The following is a 19,522-nucleotide window of genomic DNA, read 5'->3' on the forward strand; positions in this document are numbered from 1 at the left end:
AGACAAAGCTCCCAAAAGACGAAGACGTGACGTCACGGTAGCACCAAATCGACTCCACGGACGGGGGCGAGGTGATGGCGCCCACGCGCGGGGTCCAGTGCACCCGAGCAAGAGTTAGGCTCGGATCGTGACAGTACAGCCCGAGGGCAGGCGGCTCCTCCGAGTTGAGGCCCGCAACGCCCAGACGCCGATCGAACGTAAGCCATCGTGGATCAAAGTCAAGGCCAAGATGGGCCCCGAATACCGCGACATGCGGGGGCTCGTCGAGCGCGAGGGCCTGCACACCGTCTGCCAGGAGGCGGGCTGTCCCAACATCTACGAGTGTTGGGAGGACCGCGAGGCGACGTTCCTCATCGGCGGCGATCAATGCACTCGGCGCTGTGACTTCTGCCAGATCGACACCGGAAAGCCGGAGGCGCTCGACCGCGACGAACCGCGACGCGTCGCCGACTCCGTCAAGACGATGGGCCTGCGGTACGCGACGATCACGGGTGTCGCCCGCGACGACCTTCCCGACGGCGGCTCATGGCTGTACGCCGAGACGGTCCGGCAGATCCACGCGGCCCTCCCCGGCTGCGGCGTCGAACTGTTGATCCCGGACTTCAACTCGGACGACGAACAGCTCGCCGAGGTGTTCGGTTCCCGCCCGGAAGTGTTGGCGCACAACGTCGAGACAGTGCCGCGCATCTTCAAGCGGATCCGTCCCGGTTTCCGGTACGAGCGCTCCCTGTCGGTCATCACGAAGGCGCGCGCGGCCGGGCTCGTCACGAAGTCGAACCTCATCCTCGGAATGGGCGAGACCCGCGAAGAGGTCTCGCAGGCGCTGCTCGACCTGCACGAGGCGGGCTGCGAGATCATCACGATCACGCAGTACCTGCGTCCGACGCCCCGGCATCACCCCGTCGACCGGTGGGTGAAACCGGAGGAGTTCATCGAACTGGGGACCGAGGCGGAGGAGATCGGCTACGCGGGTGTCATGAGCGGTCCGCTCGTCCGCTCGTCCTACCGCGCTGGCCGGCTCTACCGGCAGGCGTTGGACGCCCGAACGCTGGTGTGATCCGCCTTTCCGCTCGACGGGGTCCCGTCACGTCGACTCGTGACGGGTTTCCTCCGCGGAACGGCGAAAGGCCTGCGTACCGGCGCGTGCGCGGGCGGTTCGACGAATCCTCCGACGGTGCTGTGACGCCGCCGAGCCGAGTTGCTGGGTGTCGGGACAGCCTCTAAGCTTGGCGGTTATGGCGAAACAGCAGGATCAGTCCGGTTTCAAAGACCGGCTGAAAGCGATCGGGATGGCCTTCTCGTTCACTTTCAAACGAGACAAGGCGTTCCTTCCGCTCGCGATCGTGGCGGTCGTGGTGCCGTTCGCGGTGGTCGTGTTGATCATCGCGTTGACACAGAGCACGTGGTTCTGGCTCATCTCCGCGGTGTTCGTGTCGCTGCTGGCCCTGCTCATCGTTTTGAACGTCCGCACGACGAAAGCCGTCACGAACGAGGCGGTCGGCCGCCCCGGCGCCGCTTACGCCATCGTGGACACGATGCGCGGCTGGCATGTCACGCCGGGCGTGGCGATGTCGACGCAGCAGGACCTCGTGCACCGCGCGATCGGCAAGCCGGGCGTCGTCCTGCTCGCCGAGGGAAGCAGCGGACGGCTTCGGAACCTCGTCAACCAGGAGAAGAAGAAGCTCGCCCGCGTCGTCGGATCGACGCCGGTGTACGACTTCACCGTCGGAGAGGGCGAGAACCAGCTGTCGCTGGCCAAACTGCGCCGGACGCTGACGAAACTCCCTCGCAACATTTCGGCCGCCCAGGCCGCCGATCTGCAACGTCGGTTGAACGCGCTGCGGTCGTCGGCTCCGATCCCGAAGGGTCCGGTCCCGACCAACACGAAACTGCCCAAGGGCGCCCGCAAGGCGATGCGGGGACGCTGACGCGAACAAACGTGAGACGGCCGGTCGATGCTCATCGACCGGCCGTCGTGCTGTTCGGGGAACGAGGGCGCGTACTCCCGCCACCCCGGTGGAACGGTTCGCCGCGTGACTGCCGAGGTCGCCGGGCCGGCCGCTTCGACGGGACAGACCCAGTCCGAGGGGGGCGCGGCTCGGGACCGATCCTGCCGGTCCCGGGCGCCGCCTACGCTAGGCGCGCAGGACGATCGACTGACCGGCGACGTCGTGGAAGCCGCGCCGACGCGGGTCGTAGAACGCGGGCACGATCGGCAGGACCACCGCCAGCAGTACCGCCCGAACGAATGCGCGCGGCAGACCGAGCGGACGTCCGTTCACGATGTCGACACAGCGCACCTTGAACAACCACATGCCGGGCGTCTGCACGCTGAACCCGAGGAACAACGTGTACTCGACGATCAGCACCACCGACGGCCAGATGAACTCGTGCGGCGGGAGCAGGCCCACCCGCATCGCGCCGTTCGCGATGAACAGGCACAGCACCCAGTCGCCGAGCAGCGCCAGAAAGCGCTGACCGAATGTGGCGAGGTCGGAATCGGAACGTTCCTCGGGGGTTGCCATCATGCGCGAAGCCTAACGTCGCGCTCGCCCGCCACGGCCACGCGGGCGGTTCACCAGCGTCGAGACACACCCGAAACGCGCCTCGTGTGCGTCGCGACACGCTTCCAAGTAACACGCCCGAAACAGCGGAGACACGGTGAGGCAACCCCTCAGTCGTAATGTCTGGCAGCAAGACAACACGGATTCTGAAAAGAGGGCCTGTCCAGTGTTCACCGATCCCGATCAACTACTCACATACATCTCGGACAACGACGTCAAGTTCGTTGACATCCGTTTTTGTGACCTGCCCGGGGTAATGCAGCACTTCAACATCCCGGCCGAATCGTTCGACCTGTCGGTGTTCGAGGACGGGCTCGCGTTCGACGGCTCGTCCATTCGGGGCTTCCAGGCGATCCACGAGTCCGACATGCTGCTGCTGCCGGACGTGACTACGGCGTTCATCGACCCGTTCCGCGCCGAGAAGACGATCGCGCTGAACTTCTTCATCCACGACCCGTTCACTCGCGAGGCGTACAGTCGCGACCCGCGCAACATCGCGAAGAAGGCCGAGCAGTATCTCGCGTCGACCGGTTACGCCGATATCGCGTACTTCGGCGCGGAGGCGGAGTTCTACATCTTCGACGACATCCGGTTCGACACCCAGCCGCAGCACGGCTTCTTCCACATCGACTCCGTCGAGGGGGCGTGGAACTCGGGCCGCATGGAGGAGGGCGGCAACCGCGGTTACAAGCCGAAGCACAAGGGCGGGTACTTCCCGGTGCCGCCGGTCGACCACTTCGCGGACCTCCGTGACGGGATCGTGCGTCGCCTCGTCGACTCCGGTTTCACCGTCGAGCGGGCGCACCACGAGGTGGGTACTGCCGGTCAGACCGAGATCAACTACAGGTTCTCGACGCTCCTGCACGCGGCCGATGAGTTGCAGCTGTTCAAGTACATCGTGAAGAACGAGGTGTGGGCGGCCGGCAAGACGGCGACGTTCATGCCGAAGCCGATGTACGGCGACAACGGTTCCGGCATGCACTGCCACCAGAGCCTGTGGCTGGGCGACAACCCGCTGTTCTACGACGAGACCGGTTACGCCGGCCTGTCGGACATGGCGCGCTGGTACATCGGCGGTCTGCTGAAGCACGCGCCGTCGCTGCTGGCGTTCACGAACCCGACCGTCAACTCGTACCGCCGTCTCGTGCCGGGCTTCGAGGCTCCCGTCAACCTCGTCTACTCGCAGCGGAACCGTTCCGCGTGCACGCGCATTCCCGTCACGGGCACCAACCCGAAGGCGAAGCGCGTCGAGTTCCGCGTGCCGGACCCGTCGAGCAACCCGTACCTGGCGTTCTCGGCGATGTTGATGGCCGGACTCGACGGCATCAAGAACAAGGTCGAGCCGCCGGAGCCGATCGACAAGGACCTGTACGAGCTCGGACCGGACGAGTTCGGCGATATCTCGCAGGTCCCCGGCTCGCTCCCGGCGGTCCTCGACAACCTGGAGGCCGATCACGGCTACCTGCTCGAAGGCGACGTGTTCACGTCCGACCTGATCGAGACGTGGATCGACTACAAGCGCACCAACGAGGTCGACCCGATCCGCCTGCGTCCGACCCCGCACGAGTTCGCGTTGTACTTCGACGTGTGAGCGAAGCGAACACGTCGAAGCATGAGCACAGTGATGTTTAAGCGAAGCGCAGGAAACCACCAAAGGCGACAAACGGCGAAGCCCACTCACCCAAGACAAGTCCCAAAGTGAGGAATGCCAAGGCCCTCCCGTCTGGGAACCACCCAGGTGCAACAACGGCGAAGCCCACACGGACAAGTCCCAAAGTGAGCGATATGCGAGCAGACACCGAACCAAGGTGACGGCGAAGCCCACCGGCCACACCGCAACCGGCTGCGACACTCACGCGAACGCCCATGTCATGGCGTGAACACGTTGTCGCCCAGGCGAACGCCATTGTCTCCGGACTTCGGTGAACACGTATCACGCGATGTTCGGACATCGAGATCCTGAGGTGTGGGCGACGCTCGCATCGACGCGACGGTCCCGGGGAGAGTGCTCAGGCACTCTCCCCGGGGCCGTTCGGCGTGTCCTGGGCTTCGCGGCGATCATCCACACTGGTGGCGACCGAGAGCGGTCCCGTCAGTCCGTCGACGGATTCGACGAACGGGCTTCAACCACACGATCCCTCATGGACGATTTCGGCGCCGCGGCGTCATTCTGCGGGCGGACGCAGGATCGTCCGGTACAGGCTGGTCCAGCCACTGGCGCCGTGTCCGGCCGCGATGGCGCGGTCGTAGTGGGTCTTCACGGCCTCCGGCAGGGTCGTGTCGATGCCGAGTTCCCGACTGGCGCCGAGGATGTGATCGGCGCTGGCTCCCATCATCGCCGTGCTCGCGCCGACGTCGGCGTGGTCGTCGGCGTCGACGGCGGGGACGCTCATGTCGATGATGTCGGCGGCGAGGCGGAGGGTCTCGGTCGCGTACGGCGCGGCTTCGGCAGCGCTGACTCCGGCGGTGGCGAGCATCGCCGCCGAGTGCAGGAACGACGACAGCATCGTCAAGAAGACATCGAGTTGGGACTGGTACCAGAGTTGGGCGAGACCGGGGTCCTCACCGCGGTAGTCGACGCGTCCGATTACCGACAGGACGTCGCGGTGTTCGTCGACGGCCTCGGACGGACCACTGTAGAACACGTAGGCTTCCTCGGCGCCAATGAGCGGCGCCGGGACCATGACCCCGCCGCAGACGAAACGCGCGCCATGTCCGGCGAACCATTCGGCGGCCTCGCGGCTGCGCTGTGGCGTGTCGGAGCTGAGATTGACGACCGTGCGACCCGCGAGCGCGGCAGTGTGGTCGCCGAGGATGGCGTACATCGCGTCATAGTCGGTGAGGCTCAACACAATGAGCTTCGCGGCGGCGATCGCGTCGGTGGGGCTGGCGGCCAGCGTCGCGCCCGCCTCGACGAGTGGTTGGGCGCGGGAGGCGGTCCGGTTCCACACCGTCACCGGGTGTCCCTTGTCGAGGAACGCGGCGGCCATCGCCTGCCCCATCGGGCCGAGACCGATCATGGTGACGTGTTCGCGGATGGTGTTCATGCTGTCCTTTCACAATGTGGGTCACCACCTTGCCGGGCGGCGCTGACGTTTCGCTGACGTGTCGTCGACGGCCGTGAGGGCGCCGCCACGGCATGACCTCTGGGTAGCCTGGCTGACATGCGATTCGGGGTGCTCGGACCGTTGGTGGTGTGGACGGCGACGGGCGACCGGCTCACCGGTCCGACGGGCAAGGTCGGGGCGTTGTTGGCGACGTTGTTGACGTGTCCGGGTCGGACGGTTTCGGTCGATCGCCTCGTGAACGCGCTGTGGCCGGATCGGCTTCCGTCCGATCCGGTGAATTCCCTACAGGGCAAGGTGTCCCGGTTGCGTCGCGACGTGGGCGACGCGGCGACGGTCGAGTTCGACGGCATCGGGTACCGGCTCGTCGTCGACGAGTCCGGGGTGGACTGGTGCCTTTTCGTCACGGCCGTCGAGGAGGCACGCGAGGTCGCCGATCCGCGCGATCGCGCCGACCGGCTCGGCACAGCCGTGACGTGGTGGAGGGGCGTCGCGTTCGACGGGTACCAGGACCTTCCGGGGGTGGCTCCGATCGTGTCGCGACTGACGGAGGCCCGCCTCACCGCGATGGAGTCGCTCGTGGGGGCGCGGCTGGAGTTGGGTGAGGCGACGGCGCTCGCGCCCGAGCTGGCGGAACTCGTCGACACTTACCCGAATCGGGAACCGCTGCGCGCGTTGCGAATGCGTGCGCTGTCCGGCGCGGGCCGTCTCGGGGAGGCGGTCGACGAGTTTCATCGGTGGCGGGAACGGCTGGCCGACGAGCGTGGTCTCGATCCGAGCCCCGAGCTCGTCGAGCTGTATCGGTCGCTGCTGCGGCACGAACCGTCAACGGCGCCGGGCGTGTCCGGCAATCTCGACGCGATGACGCCGACGACCGATCTGGTCGGCAGGGTCGACGACCTTCGCGCCCTCGACGCGTTCGCGCGGCGGCACCGGCTGGTGACCTTGACGGGGCCGGGTGGTGTCGGCAAGACGCGGCTCGCGCTGCGTTTGGCGGCCGACGGTCGGGGGAACCACGCGGACGGAGTGTGGTGTGTGGACTTGGCGGCATTGCCGGCCGACGCGTCGATAGTGGAGGTCGCGGAGTCGACGTTGGCGACGCTCCAGGTCGGTGAGCACACGGCGGGACCGTTCGCGCGAGAGTCCACTTCGCCTGTCGACCGGCTGGTGGCGGCGGTGCGGTCGAGACGCTCGCTCATCGTGCTCGACAACTGCGAACACGTCATCGACGCCGCGGCGTCCGTGGCGGGGAGGATGCTTCAGGCGTCGACGACGTTGCGAGTGCTCGCGACGAGCCGCGAACCGCTCGCGATCTCCGGTGAGGGCGTGTGGCCGGTCGCGCCGTTGGGGGTGCCCCGCGACGCGACCGAGGCCGCCGGCTCGGCGGCGGTGCGACTGTTCGTGGCTCGCGTGGCGGCGGCCGTGCCCGGCTTTCGTTTGACGGAACGAAACGTGGCCGCCGTCATCGACGTCTGCCGGGGTCTCGACGGCCTGCCGTTGGCGCTGGAGCTGGCGGCCCCACGCGTGCGGACTCTCGGCGTCGAGACGCTGCGCGACCGGTTGAAGGACAGGTTCGCACTGTTGACGAACGGACACCGCGACGGCCCGCCACGGCAGCGCACATTGCGCGCGGTCATCGACTGGAGTCATTCGTTGACGACACCGATGGAACGGGTCGTTCTTCGTCGTCTCGCGGTACACGTGGACGGATGCGCGCTCGACGCCGCCGAGTCGTGCTTCATCGGCGACGGAGTCGCGCGCGAGGACGTGCTGCCGACGCTGACCCGGCTGGTCGACCGTTCACTCGCGACGGTGACGCACACGCCGGACGGTCCCCGATTTCGCCTGTTGGAGTCGATAGCGGCATACGCGGCGCAACGGCTCGACGAGGCGAACGAGACGGCGGCGACGCGGGACCGGCACGCTCGCCACTACACGTCGTGGGCGGGCGCCACGGCGACGGGGTTGCGTGGCCCGGATCAGGGGCGACGGTTGACGGCATTGGACGCCGAGGCGGCGAACGTGCGGGCGGCGCTCGATCACCGTCCCGCCGAGGCGGGGCTCGTCGTCGAGCTGACGTGGTACTGGATGCTGCGCGGGCGTTTCGCGGAGGCGGAGCGGCGACTGGGCGAGGCGGTCGACGCCGACCCGGTCGCGGCGGCGACTCTGACGGCGTGGCGCTGGGGTGTTCGGCGACTACGGCAGGGAACATCCACAGAGGTCTCCGCGGAGGACGACATGACTCCGTGGACCGCGCCCGAACATGGTGACGACGCGCGCCTACTGGCGTTCCTCGCCTTCGCCCTCCTGATCAATGTCGAGTACGAGGCGAGCGCCGACGCGGCGGAACGCGCGCTGGCCGCGTCCACCCGAAAGAGCGATGACTGGGCGCGAGCCACGACGCTCGCGATCCGCGCCGTGCACCTGTTCGGTGTCGGTCGGCTCGCCGACTCCCGCGCGGACGCGACCGAGGCGCTGTCGGAGTTCGAACGGCTCGGCGACGCGTGGGGCAAACTCCAAGCGCTGTACCCGCTGGCCGCCGTCACCGAGGCCGAGGGCGACCACGTTGAAGCTGGCCGTCTGCACGAACGCGGTGTCGCCCTCGCCGAAGCTCTGGGACTGTGGCGCGACTACATCGACCGGCTCTGCGGAGTCGCGCGGGCGGCACTGTTGTCGGGAGACACGGACCGGTCGCTGCGACTCCACGAACGCTGCCGTCGGCTCGCCGAGGAACACCACTACCACAACGGCGAAGTGTCGGCGCGGATCGGAACGGCGTTGACGCTGCGTCGAATCGGCGACCTCGACGGCGCCGAGGCCCAGCTCGACCGGCTGCTCGAGTGGGGGCGAAGCTGCGCGTTCGCACCCGTGACGACCTTGGTATTGGCGGAGCTCGGGTTCATCGCCGAGGTTCGCGGTGACGGCGCGACCGCGCTGGCTCGGCAACGAGACGGCTACGCCGAGGCGAGTCGGCTCGGCGACCCGCGCGCCATCGCGTTGGCGTTGGAGGGCCTCGCTGGGGCGCATCACTCGACGGGCGACAGCCTGACCGCCGCGCGGCTGCTCGGCGCCGCGGCCGCGACCCGCGAGACGGTCGCCCCACTCCCGCGGACGGAGCGCGCCGACGTCGACCGGATCACCGCCGCCGTGACGGACGCCCTCGGCCGGCGCATCTTCGCCGCGCAGCACACGATCGGCCGAACGCGTCCCGACAGCACCATCCCGGACGTCGAGGCATCGATCAATCCATGATGGATGAACGCGCCGAGGGCGCGAACGGGAGCCGACGACCCCCGCCACGACGCGAGCGGGGACTGACCGATCGGCGGAGAAGACGGTGCCAGGGTGGGCTGCCGGTAACGTCCAGTCAGCCGTAAGATCCCGCCTCATGAGCAGTGAAGCCTCCCCTCCCTCGACTGCGCGGCCCCGCCCAGGCCGCTGGCGGCGCATCGGCCGCTGGAGCCTGGCGGTGTTGTGCGTCCTCGTCGTCGTCCTGTCGATGACGACCGCGTGGTTCCTACGACGATCGTTCCCACAGGTGCACGGTGACATCAAACTCCCCGGCCTGGAGGCATCGGTCGACGTCGTCCGCGACATCTGGGGCGTGCCACAGATCTACGCCGACAGTTCGACCGACCTGTTCATGGCGCAGGGCTACGTCCACGCCCAGGACCGGTTCTTCGAGATGGACTTCCGCCGCCACGTCACGTCCGGGCGGCTGTCGGAGATGTTCGGGGAGAGCCAGGTCGAGACGGACGCCTCGATCCGCACGATGGGATGGCGCGTCACCGCCGAGAAGGAATGGAACATCCTCGATGCCACGACGCGGGACTACTTCACCGCGTACGCGGCCGGCGTCAACGCCTACCTGGCGGACAAGTCCCCCGGCGAGGTGAGCCTCGAGTACGCGATGCTCAGCGTCACCGGGCTCGACTACGAGATCGAGGAGTGGGACCCGGTCGACTCGCTCGCCTGGCTGAAGGCAATGGCGTGGGACCTGCGCGGCAACTACGGCGACGAACTGTCGCGAGCCAGTCTCGCCGCGTCCGGGATGACCACCGAGGCCATCGCCCAGCTGTACCCCGACTACCCGACCGACTGGCACACGCCGATCGTCCCCGAGGGAACCGTCGTCGACGGCGTCTTCGACGCGGACGCGGACGCCGAACCGGACAAGTCCATCAGCGCGACCGAGACGTCCGTCCTCGCCGAGGACGCGCTGCTCGCCACGCTCGACGCGACCAGCGCCGTCAACGCCGTCATCGGGGCGGGCGGCGCCGACGGGATCGGATCGAACTCGTGGGTCGTGTCGGGCGACCTGACCGAGACCGGTAAACCGATCCTGGCGAACGACCCGCACCTCGGCCCCGCGATGCCGTCCGTCTGGTACCAGGCAGGACTCCACTGCACCGACGTGTCGACCGAGTGCCCGTTCGACGTCGCCGGATTCAGTTTCGCGGGCGTCCCCGGCGTCATGATCGGCCACAACGGACAGATCGCCTGGGGCTTCACGAACCTCGGCCCGGACGTCACCGACTTCTACTACGAACGCATCGACGGCGATAAGTACCTCGTCGAGGACGAATGGCTGGACCTCGCGATCCGCGAGGAGACCATCGAGGTCGCCAACGGAGACCCGGTGACGATCACGATCCGCGAGACACAGCACGGCCCGCTCATGTCGGACCGGGGTGGTGACCCGGCGGCGCTCGCGGCCGACGCCTCGGACAACCTCGGAATCGTCAACGGCGGTTCGAAGTACGGTCTGGCGTTGAGATGGACGGCCCTCGACCCGGGTCGCACGGCGGACGCGATCTTCGCCCTGAACAAGGCCTCGAACTTCACCGAGTTCAAGGCCGCGGCGGCGCTGTTCGAGGTGCCCGCGCAGAACCTGGTCTACGCGGACGTCGACGGCAACATCGCCTACCAGTCGCCCGGCAGGATCCCGATTCGCGGTAAGGGCGACGGCACGGTCCCCGTACCGGGCTGGGACCCGGACTACGACTGGACGGGTTACATACCGTTCGAGGAACTGCCCGTGGTGGAGAACCCCGACGAGGGTTTCATCGTGACGGCGAACAACGAGGTCATCGGTGACCAGTACCCGTACCTGCTGACGAACGACTGGGCCTACGGGTACCGCAGTCAGCGCATCCGCGACATGATCAGCGAAGCCGACGGCAAAATCAGTGTCGACGACATGCACGCGATGCAGCTCGACTCGGCGAACGAGGGCGCCGAACCGATCCTCGACGCGTTGAGCGCGTTGTCCTTCACCGGCGTCGAGAAGACGGCGGTCGGCCTGCTGGACGGCTGGGACCTGCAACAACCCGCCGACTCGGCTCCCGCAGCGTTCTACAACTCGCTGTGGCGGAACCTGCTGTTGAAGACGTTCGACGAGATGCCGGAGGGCCGCGAGCCCGGCGGCGGCGAGCGCTGGGCGTACATCGTCTCGGGAATGATGAACGAGCCCGACGACCCGTGGTGGGACGACCTGTCGACGTCGGCGGTCGAGACCCGCGACGACATGTTGAAGGTCGCCGTGACGGACGCGGTCGCGGAATTGACGGAGTTGCTCGACAAGGATCCGAACGCGTGGGAGTGGGGCGACCTGCACACGTTGACGGTCACCCATCAGACGCTCGGCACCTCCGGGATCGGTTTCGTGGAGTGGATGTTCAACGCGGACACGGTCGCCGCGCCGGGCGGGGACGGCCTCGTCAACGCGACCGGCTGGAACGCGGCCGTCGGTTACGAGGTGGACGCGGTGCCGTCGATGCGCATGGTCGTCGACATGTCCGACTTCGACAATTCATTGTGGATCAACTTGACGGGTGCCTCGGGGCACGCGTTCCAGGCCCACTACGCGGACCAGTTGCCGCTGTGGCGGGACGGGAAGATGCTGCCGATGTTGTGGACGAAGGAGAAGTTCGCCTCGGACTCGGCGGCGCTGTTGCGACTCGTTCCATAGCGGACGCCGTCGCACGGACGAACATTCGCGGGCCTCTCCCGGAGCCGACGGTTCAGGGAGAGGCCTGCGGCCTTCGGTGACGTCGGCCATTGACACGAAGGCGAGCCGGTGTCCGGAGTGGGTTCGATGTCTTGAGCCGGTGCGATCGTCTTGATCCGGTGCGATCCGGCGAGCGGCACGGGAGTGATCCGTCGTTCGCCATCGGCGGGCGCTCGGCTCCCCGTCCTGAAATCGACCGAGGCGCGACCCGATATCGCTCCACAGAGCCTGGTCGACGCACCGATCACCAGGGGCGCAGCACATCAGGGGCAATCGAACTCGCACCCCGAAACACCGATCCCCCTCGCCGACCTCCGGGGGCCTCCGACCTCCTCCCCTACGGTGAACGTAACCCCTATTCGCTGAAGCCACGCTAAAGCCGGCTGAAACGGGCTTCAGGTCGGCCGCCCTCAGCGGGCGGACAACACGGCACCGTCCCGTCGAAGACGCGACGGCGGCGAGCGACCCCCGCCGATCCAGGTCGACACGTCTTTATGGATGCATAAGGCGAATCGATGCCATTGACCTGGTTCAATGGGGCCGAACGTCCCGGATGGGTGGCCCTTCGGCCGATCCCACCCTAGGATCGACCAATGCGAATTTTCCTATCGAGCAGGGGCTTCAGCTACACCACGCTGTTCCTGCTCTGCCTCGCCGCCTTCGTCGCGCTCACCGAGTCGATCATCGCGATCCCCGTCGCCGTCGTGTGCCTCGGCGCGATCATCGCGCTCGGCGTCACGCGAGCCCGTCGGCGACGTCAATCCCCGTAGAAGACGCGCTCCGCCACACCGTGCGCGTGCCGGGCCACCCGTAGGTACTCGTCGACAAAGGACCCCGGGTCCTCATCGTCGGGGCGACGCAGCACCGCCAGGATCGCGGCGAGCTCCGAACCGTATCGCGGCAGTTGATCGCTCGCCGCGCCCCGAGCCAAGGTGAGCGCGTTTCGAATGGCCGACGCCAAGAGCCAGCTCTCCGTCAGATACTCGTGGTCGGTGGTCGTCAGCAACTCGTTGGTGCGCGCGTGTTCGAGGGCCGCCATCGTCGACGTGGTCCGCAGCGAGGTCAGTCGCGCCGCGTTCTGCAACTGCGTCAACTGCACGCTCCACTCCACATCGGTCAGACCGCCGGGCCCGAGCTTGACGTGAGTGAGCCGGTCGGCGCCACGAGGCAGCCGCTCCGTGTCGACTCGCGCCTTGATCCGCCGCAACTCGACCAGCTGCTCGCCCGACAGACCCTCCTCCGGGTACCGGACCGGCGCGATCGCCTCCAGGAACCGCGCGCCCAACGACGCGTCGCCCGCGCAATGCCGCGCTCTCAGCAGCGCCTGCGCCTCCCAGCCGGACGACCACCGCTCGTAATAGCGGCGGTACGCGCTCAGGCTCCGCACGATCGGACCCTGCCGACCCTCCGGCCGCAGATCGACGTCCACTTTCAAGGGCGGCTCGGCGCCCCGAGCCACCAGGAGCGCCCGCAGCCGGTCCACGATCGCCGTCGCCATTCCCGCCTCGGAGGACTCCCCGTCGTAGACGAACAGGACGTCGGCGTCCGACGCGTAGGAGTTCTCCCGTCCGCCGAGGCGGCCCAGGCCGATGATCGCCATGCTCGGGCCGTCACCGAGGTCGCGCCTCGCGATGGTGAGTCCGGTGTGGAGGACGGCGTCGGTGACGTCGGACAGGGCCGTGCCGACTTGGCCGACGTCGAGGAGGCCGCGCAGATCCGCGAACGCGATCCGCAGGAGTTCCCTGCGTCGGATCGCGCGGACGGCGGAGATCGCCGCGTCCGGATCCGAGCGGTGTCGGTCCGCGGCGGCGGCCATGCCGTCGAGCAGTACGCGTGGCGTCTGTGGGCGCAGGTCCTCGTCGTTGGCGAGCAGTCGCAGCGCCGCCGGATCGCGCATGAGCAGGTCCGTGGCGTACCGGGACGTCGCCAGGATGCGGGCGAGGCGGATCGCGATCGGGCCGCCGTCCCTGAGCAATCGCAGGTACCAGGGCGTCCGCCCGAGTTTCTCCGAGACCTTCCGATACGCGAGCAGGCCACGGTCGGGTTCGGGTGCGGAGGCGAACTCCCCCAATAGGACCGGAAGCAGAGTCCGTTGAATCGCGGCGGTTCGCGACACGCCCGCGATCAACGCCGAGATGTGTCGCAACGCCCCGGCCGGGTCCTCGAATCCGAGCGCGACGAGCCGGGCGCGGGCGGCGTCCGGGGTCAATCGCAGTCCCGCCGCAGGGACCTCCGCGACGGCCTCCAGCAGTGGCCGGTAGAACAGCTTCTCGTGGAGGCGGCGCGTCGCCGACGCGTGGCGTCGCCAGTCGGCGCGCAGCTCGTCCGAGCCGGTGTACCCCATGACCCGGGCGAGCCAGTGCCTGGACGGCGCGTCGTCGGGCATGCGGTGGGTTCGACGTAGTTTCTGCAACTGAAGCCGATGCTCGACCGTGCGCAGGAATTGATAACTGTCGCGCAGCGACTCCCCGTCGGTGCGCGCGAGATAACCGCCGTCCGTCAACGCGTCGAGGGCGTCCATTGTCGAGGTGACGCGCAGCTTGGAGTCGCTGCGGCCGTGCACGAGCTGCATCAGTTGGACGGCGAACTCGATGTCGCGCAGACCGCCGGGGCCGAGCTTGATCTCGTTCTCCGTGTCGGGCCCGGACAGCGCCGACACGACACGTCGGCGCATCACCCGGATCTCGTCCACGACGCCGGAACTCTCGACCGTCTGCCAGATCAGCGGCGAGGCGACCTCCAGCCACTCGTCGCCCAGCTCGATGTCGCCGGCTGCTGGTCGGGCCTTCAACAGGGCCTGGAACTCCCAGGTCTTCGCCCACTTCTCGTAGTAGGCGACGTAGCTGTCGACGGTGCGGACGAGCGCTCCGCTGCGACCCTCGGGCCGCAGTCCCGCGTCGACGGGCCATGCGACCTCGCCGCACAGGGTCATGGTCGCGACGGCCCACGAGGTCGCCACGGTCAGGTCGCCCTCGGCGACGAACAGGACGTCCACATCAGATACATAGTTGAGTTCGCGGGCACCGCACTTGCCCATCGCGATGATCGCGAGGCGGGCCGTGTCGTGTTCGGCCGGATTTTGCTCGCGCGCGATCCGCATCGCCGCTTCGAGAGTGGCATCGGCCAGATCGGACAATCGCGCTGCCACGGTGCGAATGTCGCCGTCGCCGGTCAGGTCGTCCGCGCTGATCTGGAGCAGCCGACGGCGGTACGCGGAGCGCAGCGAGTCACGGTCGGTCGCCGCGTCGAATTCGTCCATGTCGGTGGACGCGCCGGGAGCCAGCGCCCGCCACAGGCCGGGGTTGGCGACCAGGTGGTCGCCCAGGGCGTCCGACGCCCCCAGGACGGCGCGGACACGTTCCCGCAGGCCGGAGTCCTCGGAGAGGGCGGCGTCGATCTCGTCATCGGTCTCGCGCAACCGCGCGAGTTGGCGATCCGCGAGACGACTCATTGGCCGAGTATCGGCAGTGGAGTCCCGGCGACGCGGCCCGTCGCGAGCGCCGTGAAACGGGCGATGATCGGGCGCCACGTCTGGTCGATGTAGTCGGCGATCATGTCGACGCGCTGGCCCAGTTCCTCCTCGCCCCCGAGCTTGACGACCATCGTGGAGTCGAACTCGATGTGCGATTGAATTCCCCAAGCGCGGTCACCGATGCGGAAGATCTCCGGGACGCCGTGCGGCGAGGCTCCGAGCAGCTGCGCCTCGGGGGGCAGCTCGGTCAGGTCCTCGTGGCGCCACCACACGACGTCGAGCGCCATCGGGGCCAGTCCGAACAGCGGGTCGTCGGCCGCGGCGTCGCGGCGGGCCACGAGACGCGGGCCGGGAGCGAAACGTTCGACCGGCGTCACGACACCACCGAAGTCGGTGGCGAGCGCGCGAGCGGAGGAACAGAACGCGAGCGTCGGGGTGTGTTCGGCGACGGCGGTGCGCAGCAGTTTCGTCAACTCGGGCGTCCAGTCGACGCCCCGACCACCGCCGAGAGCGATGATCGCGGCGTGCCCGGACGCGTCGAGCGAGTCGCCGTCGTACGGGCGGACGACGACCGGCTCCAGGCCGGTGTCGGCGAGCCACGCCTCGATTCGCCCCAGGTGCCAGTGCGGTGAGTTCTCAACGACCAGTGCGGTTCCCATCTCGGCAAGACTAATTCACGCTGGCGGGTGACGACCGCGACGCACGCCGCGAGAGTCGCCACAAAAGCCCGCCGATTCCGGGTGGTCGAACACGGCCGACGACGGCACGCTCACTCACAAGCCACGAGGTTCGGCGCTCGTATGGTCGACCGCTCATCGGTGCGCGGGTTCCCTGGAGGGTTTCGTTCGGACTCCCAGGCTCGATCGGCGATCGAAGGTCGACACGTCGACCGCTCCGAGATCGCGGCGTCCGCCGATCGGGGCCGTCTCGGAGTCTTGAGGCGGCGCGCCGCTTCCGGTAGTGTCTGGCCGCGATGACCCCTCAAGACACCCTGCTCCGTCCCCCCGCGCTGCGCCCCGGCGACACGGTTCGCCTCGTCACGCCGTCCGGACCGCCCACCCCCGAAAAGACGGCGGCGGGAATCGCCCTGTTCGAAAGCTGGGGCCTGACCGTCCAGGTCGCGCCCGGCCTGTACGACCGGCTCGGCTACCTCGCCGGGGACGACGACTCGCGAGTCACGGAACTCAACGACGCGCTGCGCGACGACACCGTGCGCGGGATCTTCTGTGCGCGTGGCGGCTACGGCATGAGCCGGATAGTCGACCGGGTCGACTTCGCGGCCGCCCGTCGCGACCCGAAACCCGTCGTCGGCTACAGCGACATCACGGCGCTGCACTCCGCGCTGTACGTGCACGGCGTCGCGAGCGTCGCGGGACCCGTCGTGACGACCTTCGCCAACGACCACGACACGGAGACGGCCGAGGCCCTGCGGCGAGCGCTCATGACGACGGACCCGGTCACGGTGCGGGCCATCGACGGCGAACCGACGATCGCCCTGACCAGCGGCGAAGGCACCGTGACGGGCCCCCTGCTCGGCGGGAACCTGTCGCTCATCGTCGACGCCATCGGCACCGGAACGCTGCCCGACTACACCGACGCGATCTTGTTCATGGAGGAGGTGAACGAGGAGCCGTACCGTGCGGACCGCATCCTCACGCAGTTGCTGCGCTCCGGAGTCTTCGACGGCGTGGCGGGGCTCGCGCTCGGCCAGTTCACCGGTTGCGAGGACGACGACTGGGACTGGGACATCCTCGACGTCCTGCGGGATCGCTTGGAGCCCTTGAACATCCCCATCCTCGGCGGCCTCCCCATCGGACACGGCGACAACCCCCGGACCGTCCCCTTCGGCCCCACCGCGACCTTCGACCTGACAACCAAGACCCTCACCGCGACCCCCGCCGTCAGCTGACTCCCCCACCTCCCTCGAACAACCCTCGTGTGCGCGGGGATCACTAAGGCCGGGTGGACCGAGAAGTACGCCTTGGTGGGGCGAGAAGTACGGCTGGGTGGGGCGATGTACGCGACCACGCCCTTCTACGGTGATGGTGAGAAGAGCCCACCAAGCCGCGAAACGCGACCACCGGCGCCGGCTCAGCTCATGGAGCGGAGGACCACCCCGACCAGGTTGTCGACGGCGTAGAAGCCGGCCGCTCGGGAGTCGTAGCTGGCGTCGGCGTTGTCGCCGAGGATGACCAGCCGACCGGCCGGTACGGTCCGGTCGGGGACGGGGATCCCGGCCGGTACCGGGTCACCGGGCAGGGCCACGGCGCGCTTGATGATGAGTTTCCCGGGTTCGCGCCACGTCACGTCCGATTCGCCTTCCACGGAGGACTCGCGACGTGGTGGCTGGTCGCTGGTCAACACCACGGCGTCGCCGCGTTTGACGGCGGCGGCCGTCGTCCGCCGAACCAGAAGCCGGTCCCCGTCGTGGTACGTCGGCTGCATACTGCGCCCCGACACGGTCGTGATGAGAAAAGTCCGACGAAACCACCACAACGCGAGGCCACCGATCACGGCAACGACGGTAACGGCGACCGCGACGGTCGCGACGACGGTCACGGCTCCTGCCCGGTCGCGGCGGCGTCATAACCGCTGGCCTGCATACGGAACAGCTCCGAGTACGGACCGTCGGCGGCCATCAGCGCGTCGTGGTCGCCCTGTTCGGCGACGACGCCGTCCGCGAGGACGACGATGAGGTTCGCGTCCCGGATCGTGCCGAGCCGATGCGAGATGAGCAGGCTCGTGTGGTCGGCGCGGTGGGCGCGCAGTCGCTCGTGGATCTCGTGCTCGGCGCGAGCGTCGAGTCCGGCGCTCGGCTCGTCGAGGATGAGCAGGTCCCGGCTGTCTCGCATGAAAGTGCGGGCGAGCGCGAGCCGCTGCCATTGGCCACCGGAGAGCACGACGCCGGTGTCCGGGTCGTCCTTCTCCTCCTCCAGGAAGAAACTGCGGCTGAGCATGGTGTCGTAACCGCGCGGCAGGCCGGCCACGTCGTCGTGGATTCCGGCGTGGCGGGCCGCCTTCTCGACCTGGGACGAATCGTCGACGCGGTCGAGGTCGCCGATGCCGACGTTCTCCATCGCGGTCAGGTCGTAGGACATGAAGTCCTGGAACAGGACTCCCATTCGGCGGCGCAGTTCCGCCGGATCGACGTCGCGGATGTCGACGCCGTCCCATCGGATCGAGCCACGGTCCGGGTCGTAGAAGCGGCACAGGAGTTTGACGAGGGTGCTCTTGCCCGCGCCGTTGAGTCCGACGAGCGCGACCGCCTGTCCGTGCGGGATCGTGAAGTCGACGCCGCGCAGGATCCATGGATGGTCGTCGGCGTAACGGAACCACACGTCGCGTACCTCGATGCCCTGTCGCAGCGACGGTGCGAGTGCGGCGGGTCGGGTGGTCGGTGGCAGGTCGTCGGCGCACTCGCGGACGGCTGAGTGGTGGCCGACCATGAGCAGCGCCTCGTGCCCGCCGGCGATGCCGGTGACCAGCGATGCCAGGGCACCTTGGGTACCGGCGATCGCGACCACGAAGGCCGATACATCGCCCAAGGTCAATACCTTGGTCGCCGCGCCGTACACCGCCCACACCAGGCCGAGCCCGGAGACGATGGCGCCCAGGAGCGCCAGGAGCGACTGGGTGCGCAGTTCCCTGCGGTCGAGCCGACGTTCGGCGGACTGCACCTCACCGAGGCCGCGCAGTACGCGTCCTTTGAGGAAGTCGCCGAGCCCGAAGAGGCGTACCTCCTTGGCGGCGTCGACGTCGGTGATCAGGCTGGAGTAGAAGAACTGTCGTCGCATGGACGCGGACATGCCGAGGTACATCCCCACCCGTTGCCTGGCGAGCGAGATCTCCGCGAGCAGCGCGGGTACTGCGGCGGCGATGACGACCGCCGTCATGATCGGGCTGATCACGAAGAGCGTGCCGATCAGGGTGGCCAGGGTTATCACGTTCCGGCCGACGTCGAACATGCCGCTGGTGACGGGGTCGAGGGCCGGGCCGTTCACCTGTGTGGCCATTCGGAGCCGGTCCAGGAACTGTGGGTCTTCGAAGCGTGACAGCCCTTGGAAGGCGTTGACGGCGGTGTAGAGCTGGTCTCGCATCAGGCGGTCGATCCGGCGCTGCAGCTCGCTTCGCAGATAGCTGTTCACATGCGCCAGAACCATGGTGAGGAGGCCGGCCGCAGCCAGGCCGCAGCCCGCGCCGATGGCGGTCCCGGCGCGGTCGGCGGCGAGCGCGTCGATGACCAGTTTCATCAACCACACCGTGGTCGCCGGCAGGAGCCCGGTTATCACGGTGATGGCCAGTTGCGCTGCGGCCAACCACCTCCCGGCCCTCCATACCGTTCGCCACACTCCGGCCAGCTCGCGGAGCGGACGACGGGGCTGTTCCGGCGTGGCGGTGCTGTCGGACATCA

At 68.2% G+C, this 19,522-nt stretch carries 13 protein-coding genes; 7 read left to right on the forward strand and 6 right to left on the reverse strand.

Annotation, left to right across the window (positions count from 1 at the left end):
* Positions 1 to 124: 124 nt before the first annotated feature.
* Together lipA and ACM9NP_RS01380 are read left to right on the forward strand one after the other, a co-directional pair.
* On the forward strand, positions 125 to 1,057 hold the full coding sequence (gene lipA, locus ACM9NP_RS01375) for a lipoyl synthase (protein ID WP_415644867.1): 933 nt from the start codon (positions 125 to 127) through the stop codon (positions 1,055 to 1,057).
* Positions 1,058 to 1,235: 178 nt separating this feature from the next.
* Positions 1,236 to 1,928 carry a DUF4191 domain-containing protein gene (locus tag ACM9NP_RS01380; protein WP_415644691.1) on the forward strand — a complete coding sequence of 231 codons (693 nt, stop codon included), beginning with the start codon at positions 1,236 to 1,238 and terminating at the stop codon, positions 1,926 to 1,928.
* A gap of 207 nt (positions 1,929 to 2,135) precedes the next feature.
* Here ACM9NP_RS01380 and ACM9NP_RS01385 read toward each other — a convergent pair whose 3' ends face one another.
* Positions 2,136 to 2,528 (reverse strand): RDD family protein, encoded by a 393-nt coding sequence (locus ACM9NP_RS01385; RefSeq protein WP_415644692.1) that lies wholly within the window; start codon positions 2,526 to 2,528, stop codon positions 2,136 to 2,138.
* A gap of 202 nt (positions 2,529 to 2,730) precedes the next feature.
* Between ACM9NP_RS01385 and glnA the strand changes: the two genes are divergently transcribed.
* Positions 2,731 to 4,155, forward strand: coding sequence for a type I glutamate--ammonia ligase (gene glnA, locus ACM9NP_RS01390; RefSeq protein ID WP_415644693.1), 1,425 nt, complete (start codon positions 2,731 to 2,733; stop codon positions 4,153 to 4,155).
* Positions 4,156 to 4,729: 574 nt separating this feature from the next.
* Here the strand turns inward: glnA and ACM9NP_RS01395 are convergent.
* Positions 4,730 to 5,611 carry an NAD(P)-dependent oxidoreductase gene (locus ACM9NP_RS01395; protein WP_415644694.1) on the reverse strand — a complete coding sequence of 294 codons (882 nt, stop codon included), beginning with the start codon at positions 5,609 to 5,611 and terminating at the stop codon, positions 4,730 to 4,732.
* Between the two features lie 117 nt (positions 5,612 to 5,728).
* Here ACM9NP_RS01395 and ACM9NP_RS01400 point away from each other — a divergent pair, with 117 nt between their 5' ends.
* The 3 genes from ACM9NP_RS01400 to ACM9NP_RS01410 all read left to right on the forward strand — a co-directional run bounded on the left by ACM9NP_RS01400 (position 5,729) and on the right by ACM9NP_RS01410 (position 12,409).
* A complete protein-coding gene (locus ACM9NP_RS01400; protein ID WP_415644695.1) occupies positions 5,729 to 8,881 on the forward strand; it encodes a BTAD domain-containing putative transcriptional regulator in 3,153 nt (1,050 codons plus the stop codon).
* A gap of 136 nt (positions 8,882 to 9,017) precedes the next feature.
* Entirely contained in the window at positions 9,018 to 11,600 is a 2,583-nt protein-coding gene (locus tag ACM9NP_RS01405) for a penicillin acylase family protein (RefSeq protein WP_415644696.1), read from the forward strand.
* Between the two features lie 632 nt (positions 11,601 to 12,232).
* The gene (locus ACM9NP_RS01410; protein ID WP_415644697.1) at positions 12,233 to 12,409 is read left to right on the forward strand and encodes a hypothetical protein; all 177 of its coding nucleotides are present in this window, start codon (positions 12,233 to 12,235) and stop codon (positions 12,407 to 12,409) included.
* On the opposite strand, the gene ACM9NP_RS01415 is transcribed toward ACM9NP_RS01410, so the two are convergent.
* A complete protein-coding gene (locus ACM9NP_RS01415) occupies positions 12,397 to 15,090 on the reverse strand; it encodes a bifunctional [glutamine synthetase] adenylyltransferase/[glutamine synthetase]-adenylyl-L-tyrosine phosphorylase (protein ID WP_415644698.1) in 2,694 nt (897 codons plus the stop codon). The two genes, ACM9NP_RS01410 and ACM9NP_RS01415, sit on opposite strands and share 13 nt — an antisense overlap.
* Positions 15,087 to 15,770, reverse strand: a complete 684-nt coding sequence (locus ACM9NP_RS01420; RefSeq protein ID WP_415644699.1) for a type 1 glutamine amidotransferase — start codon at positions 15,768 to 15,770, stop codon at positions 15,087 to 15,089. Before ACM9NP_RS01420 ends, ACM9NP_RS01415 begins: the two co-directional genes overlap by 4 nt.
* A gap of 314 nt (positions 15,771 to 16,084) precedes the next feature.
* Between ACM9NP_RS01420 and ACM9NP_RS01425 the strand changes: the two genes are divergently transcribed.
* Positions 16,085 to 17,020, forward strand: a complete 936-nt coding sequence (locus tag ACM9NP_RS01425; RefSeq protein ID WP_415644700.1) for a S66 peptidase family protein — start codon at positions 16,085 to 16,087, stop codon at positions 17,018 to 17,020.
* A gap of 182 nt (positions 17,021 to 17,202) precedes the next feature.
* Here the strand turns inward: ACM9NP_RS01425 and ACM9NP_RS01430 are convergent, their stop codons facing one another.
* Positions 17,203 to 17,670 (reverse strand): S26 family signal peptidase, encoded by a 468-nt coding sequence (locus tag ACM9NP_RS01430; protein ID WP_415644701.1) that lies wholly within the window; start codon positions 17,668 to 17,670, stop codon positions 17,203 to 17,205.
* Positions 17,667 to 19,520, reverse strand: a complete 1,854-nt coding sequence (locus ACM9NP_RS01435; protein ID WP_415644702.1) for an ABC transporter ATP-binding protein — start codon at positions 19,518 to 19,520, stop codon at positions 17,667 to 17,669. The genes ACM9NP_RS01430 and ACM9NP_RS01435 overlap by 4 nt, the downstream gene beginning before the upstream one ends.
* Positions 19,521 to 19,522: the final 2 nt, after the last annotated feature.

Origin of the sequence: Stackebrandtia soli (genome assembly GCF_965137155.1) — a bacterium.
Lineage (GTDB): Bacteria > Actinomycetota > Actinomycetes > Mycobacteriales > Micromonosporaceae > Stackebrandtia > Stackebrandtia soli.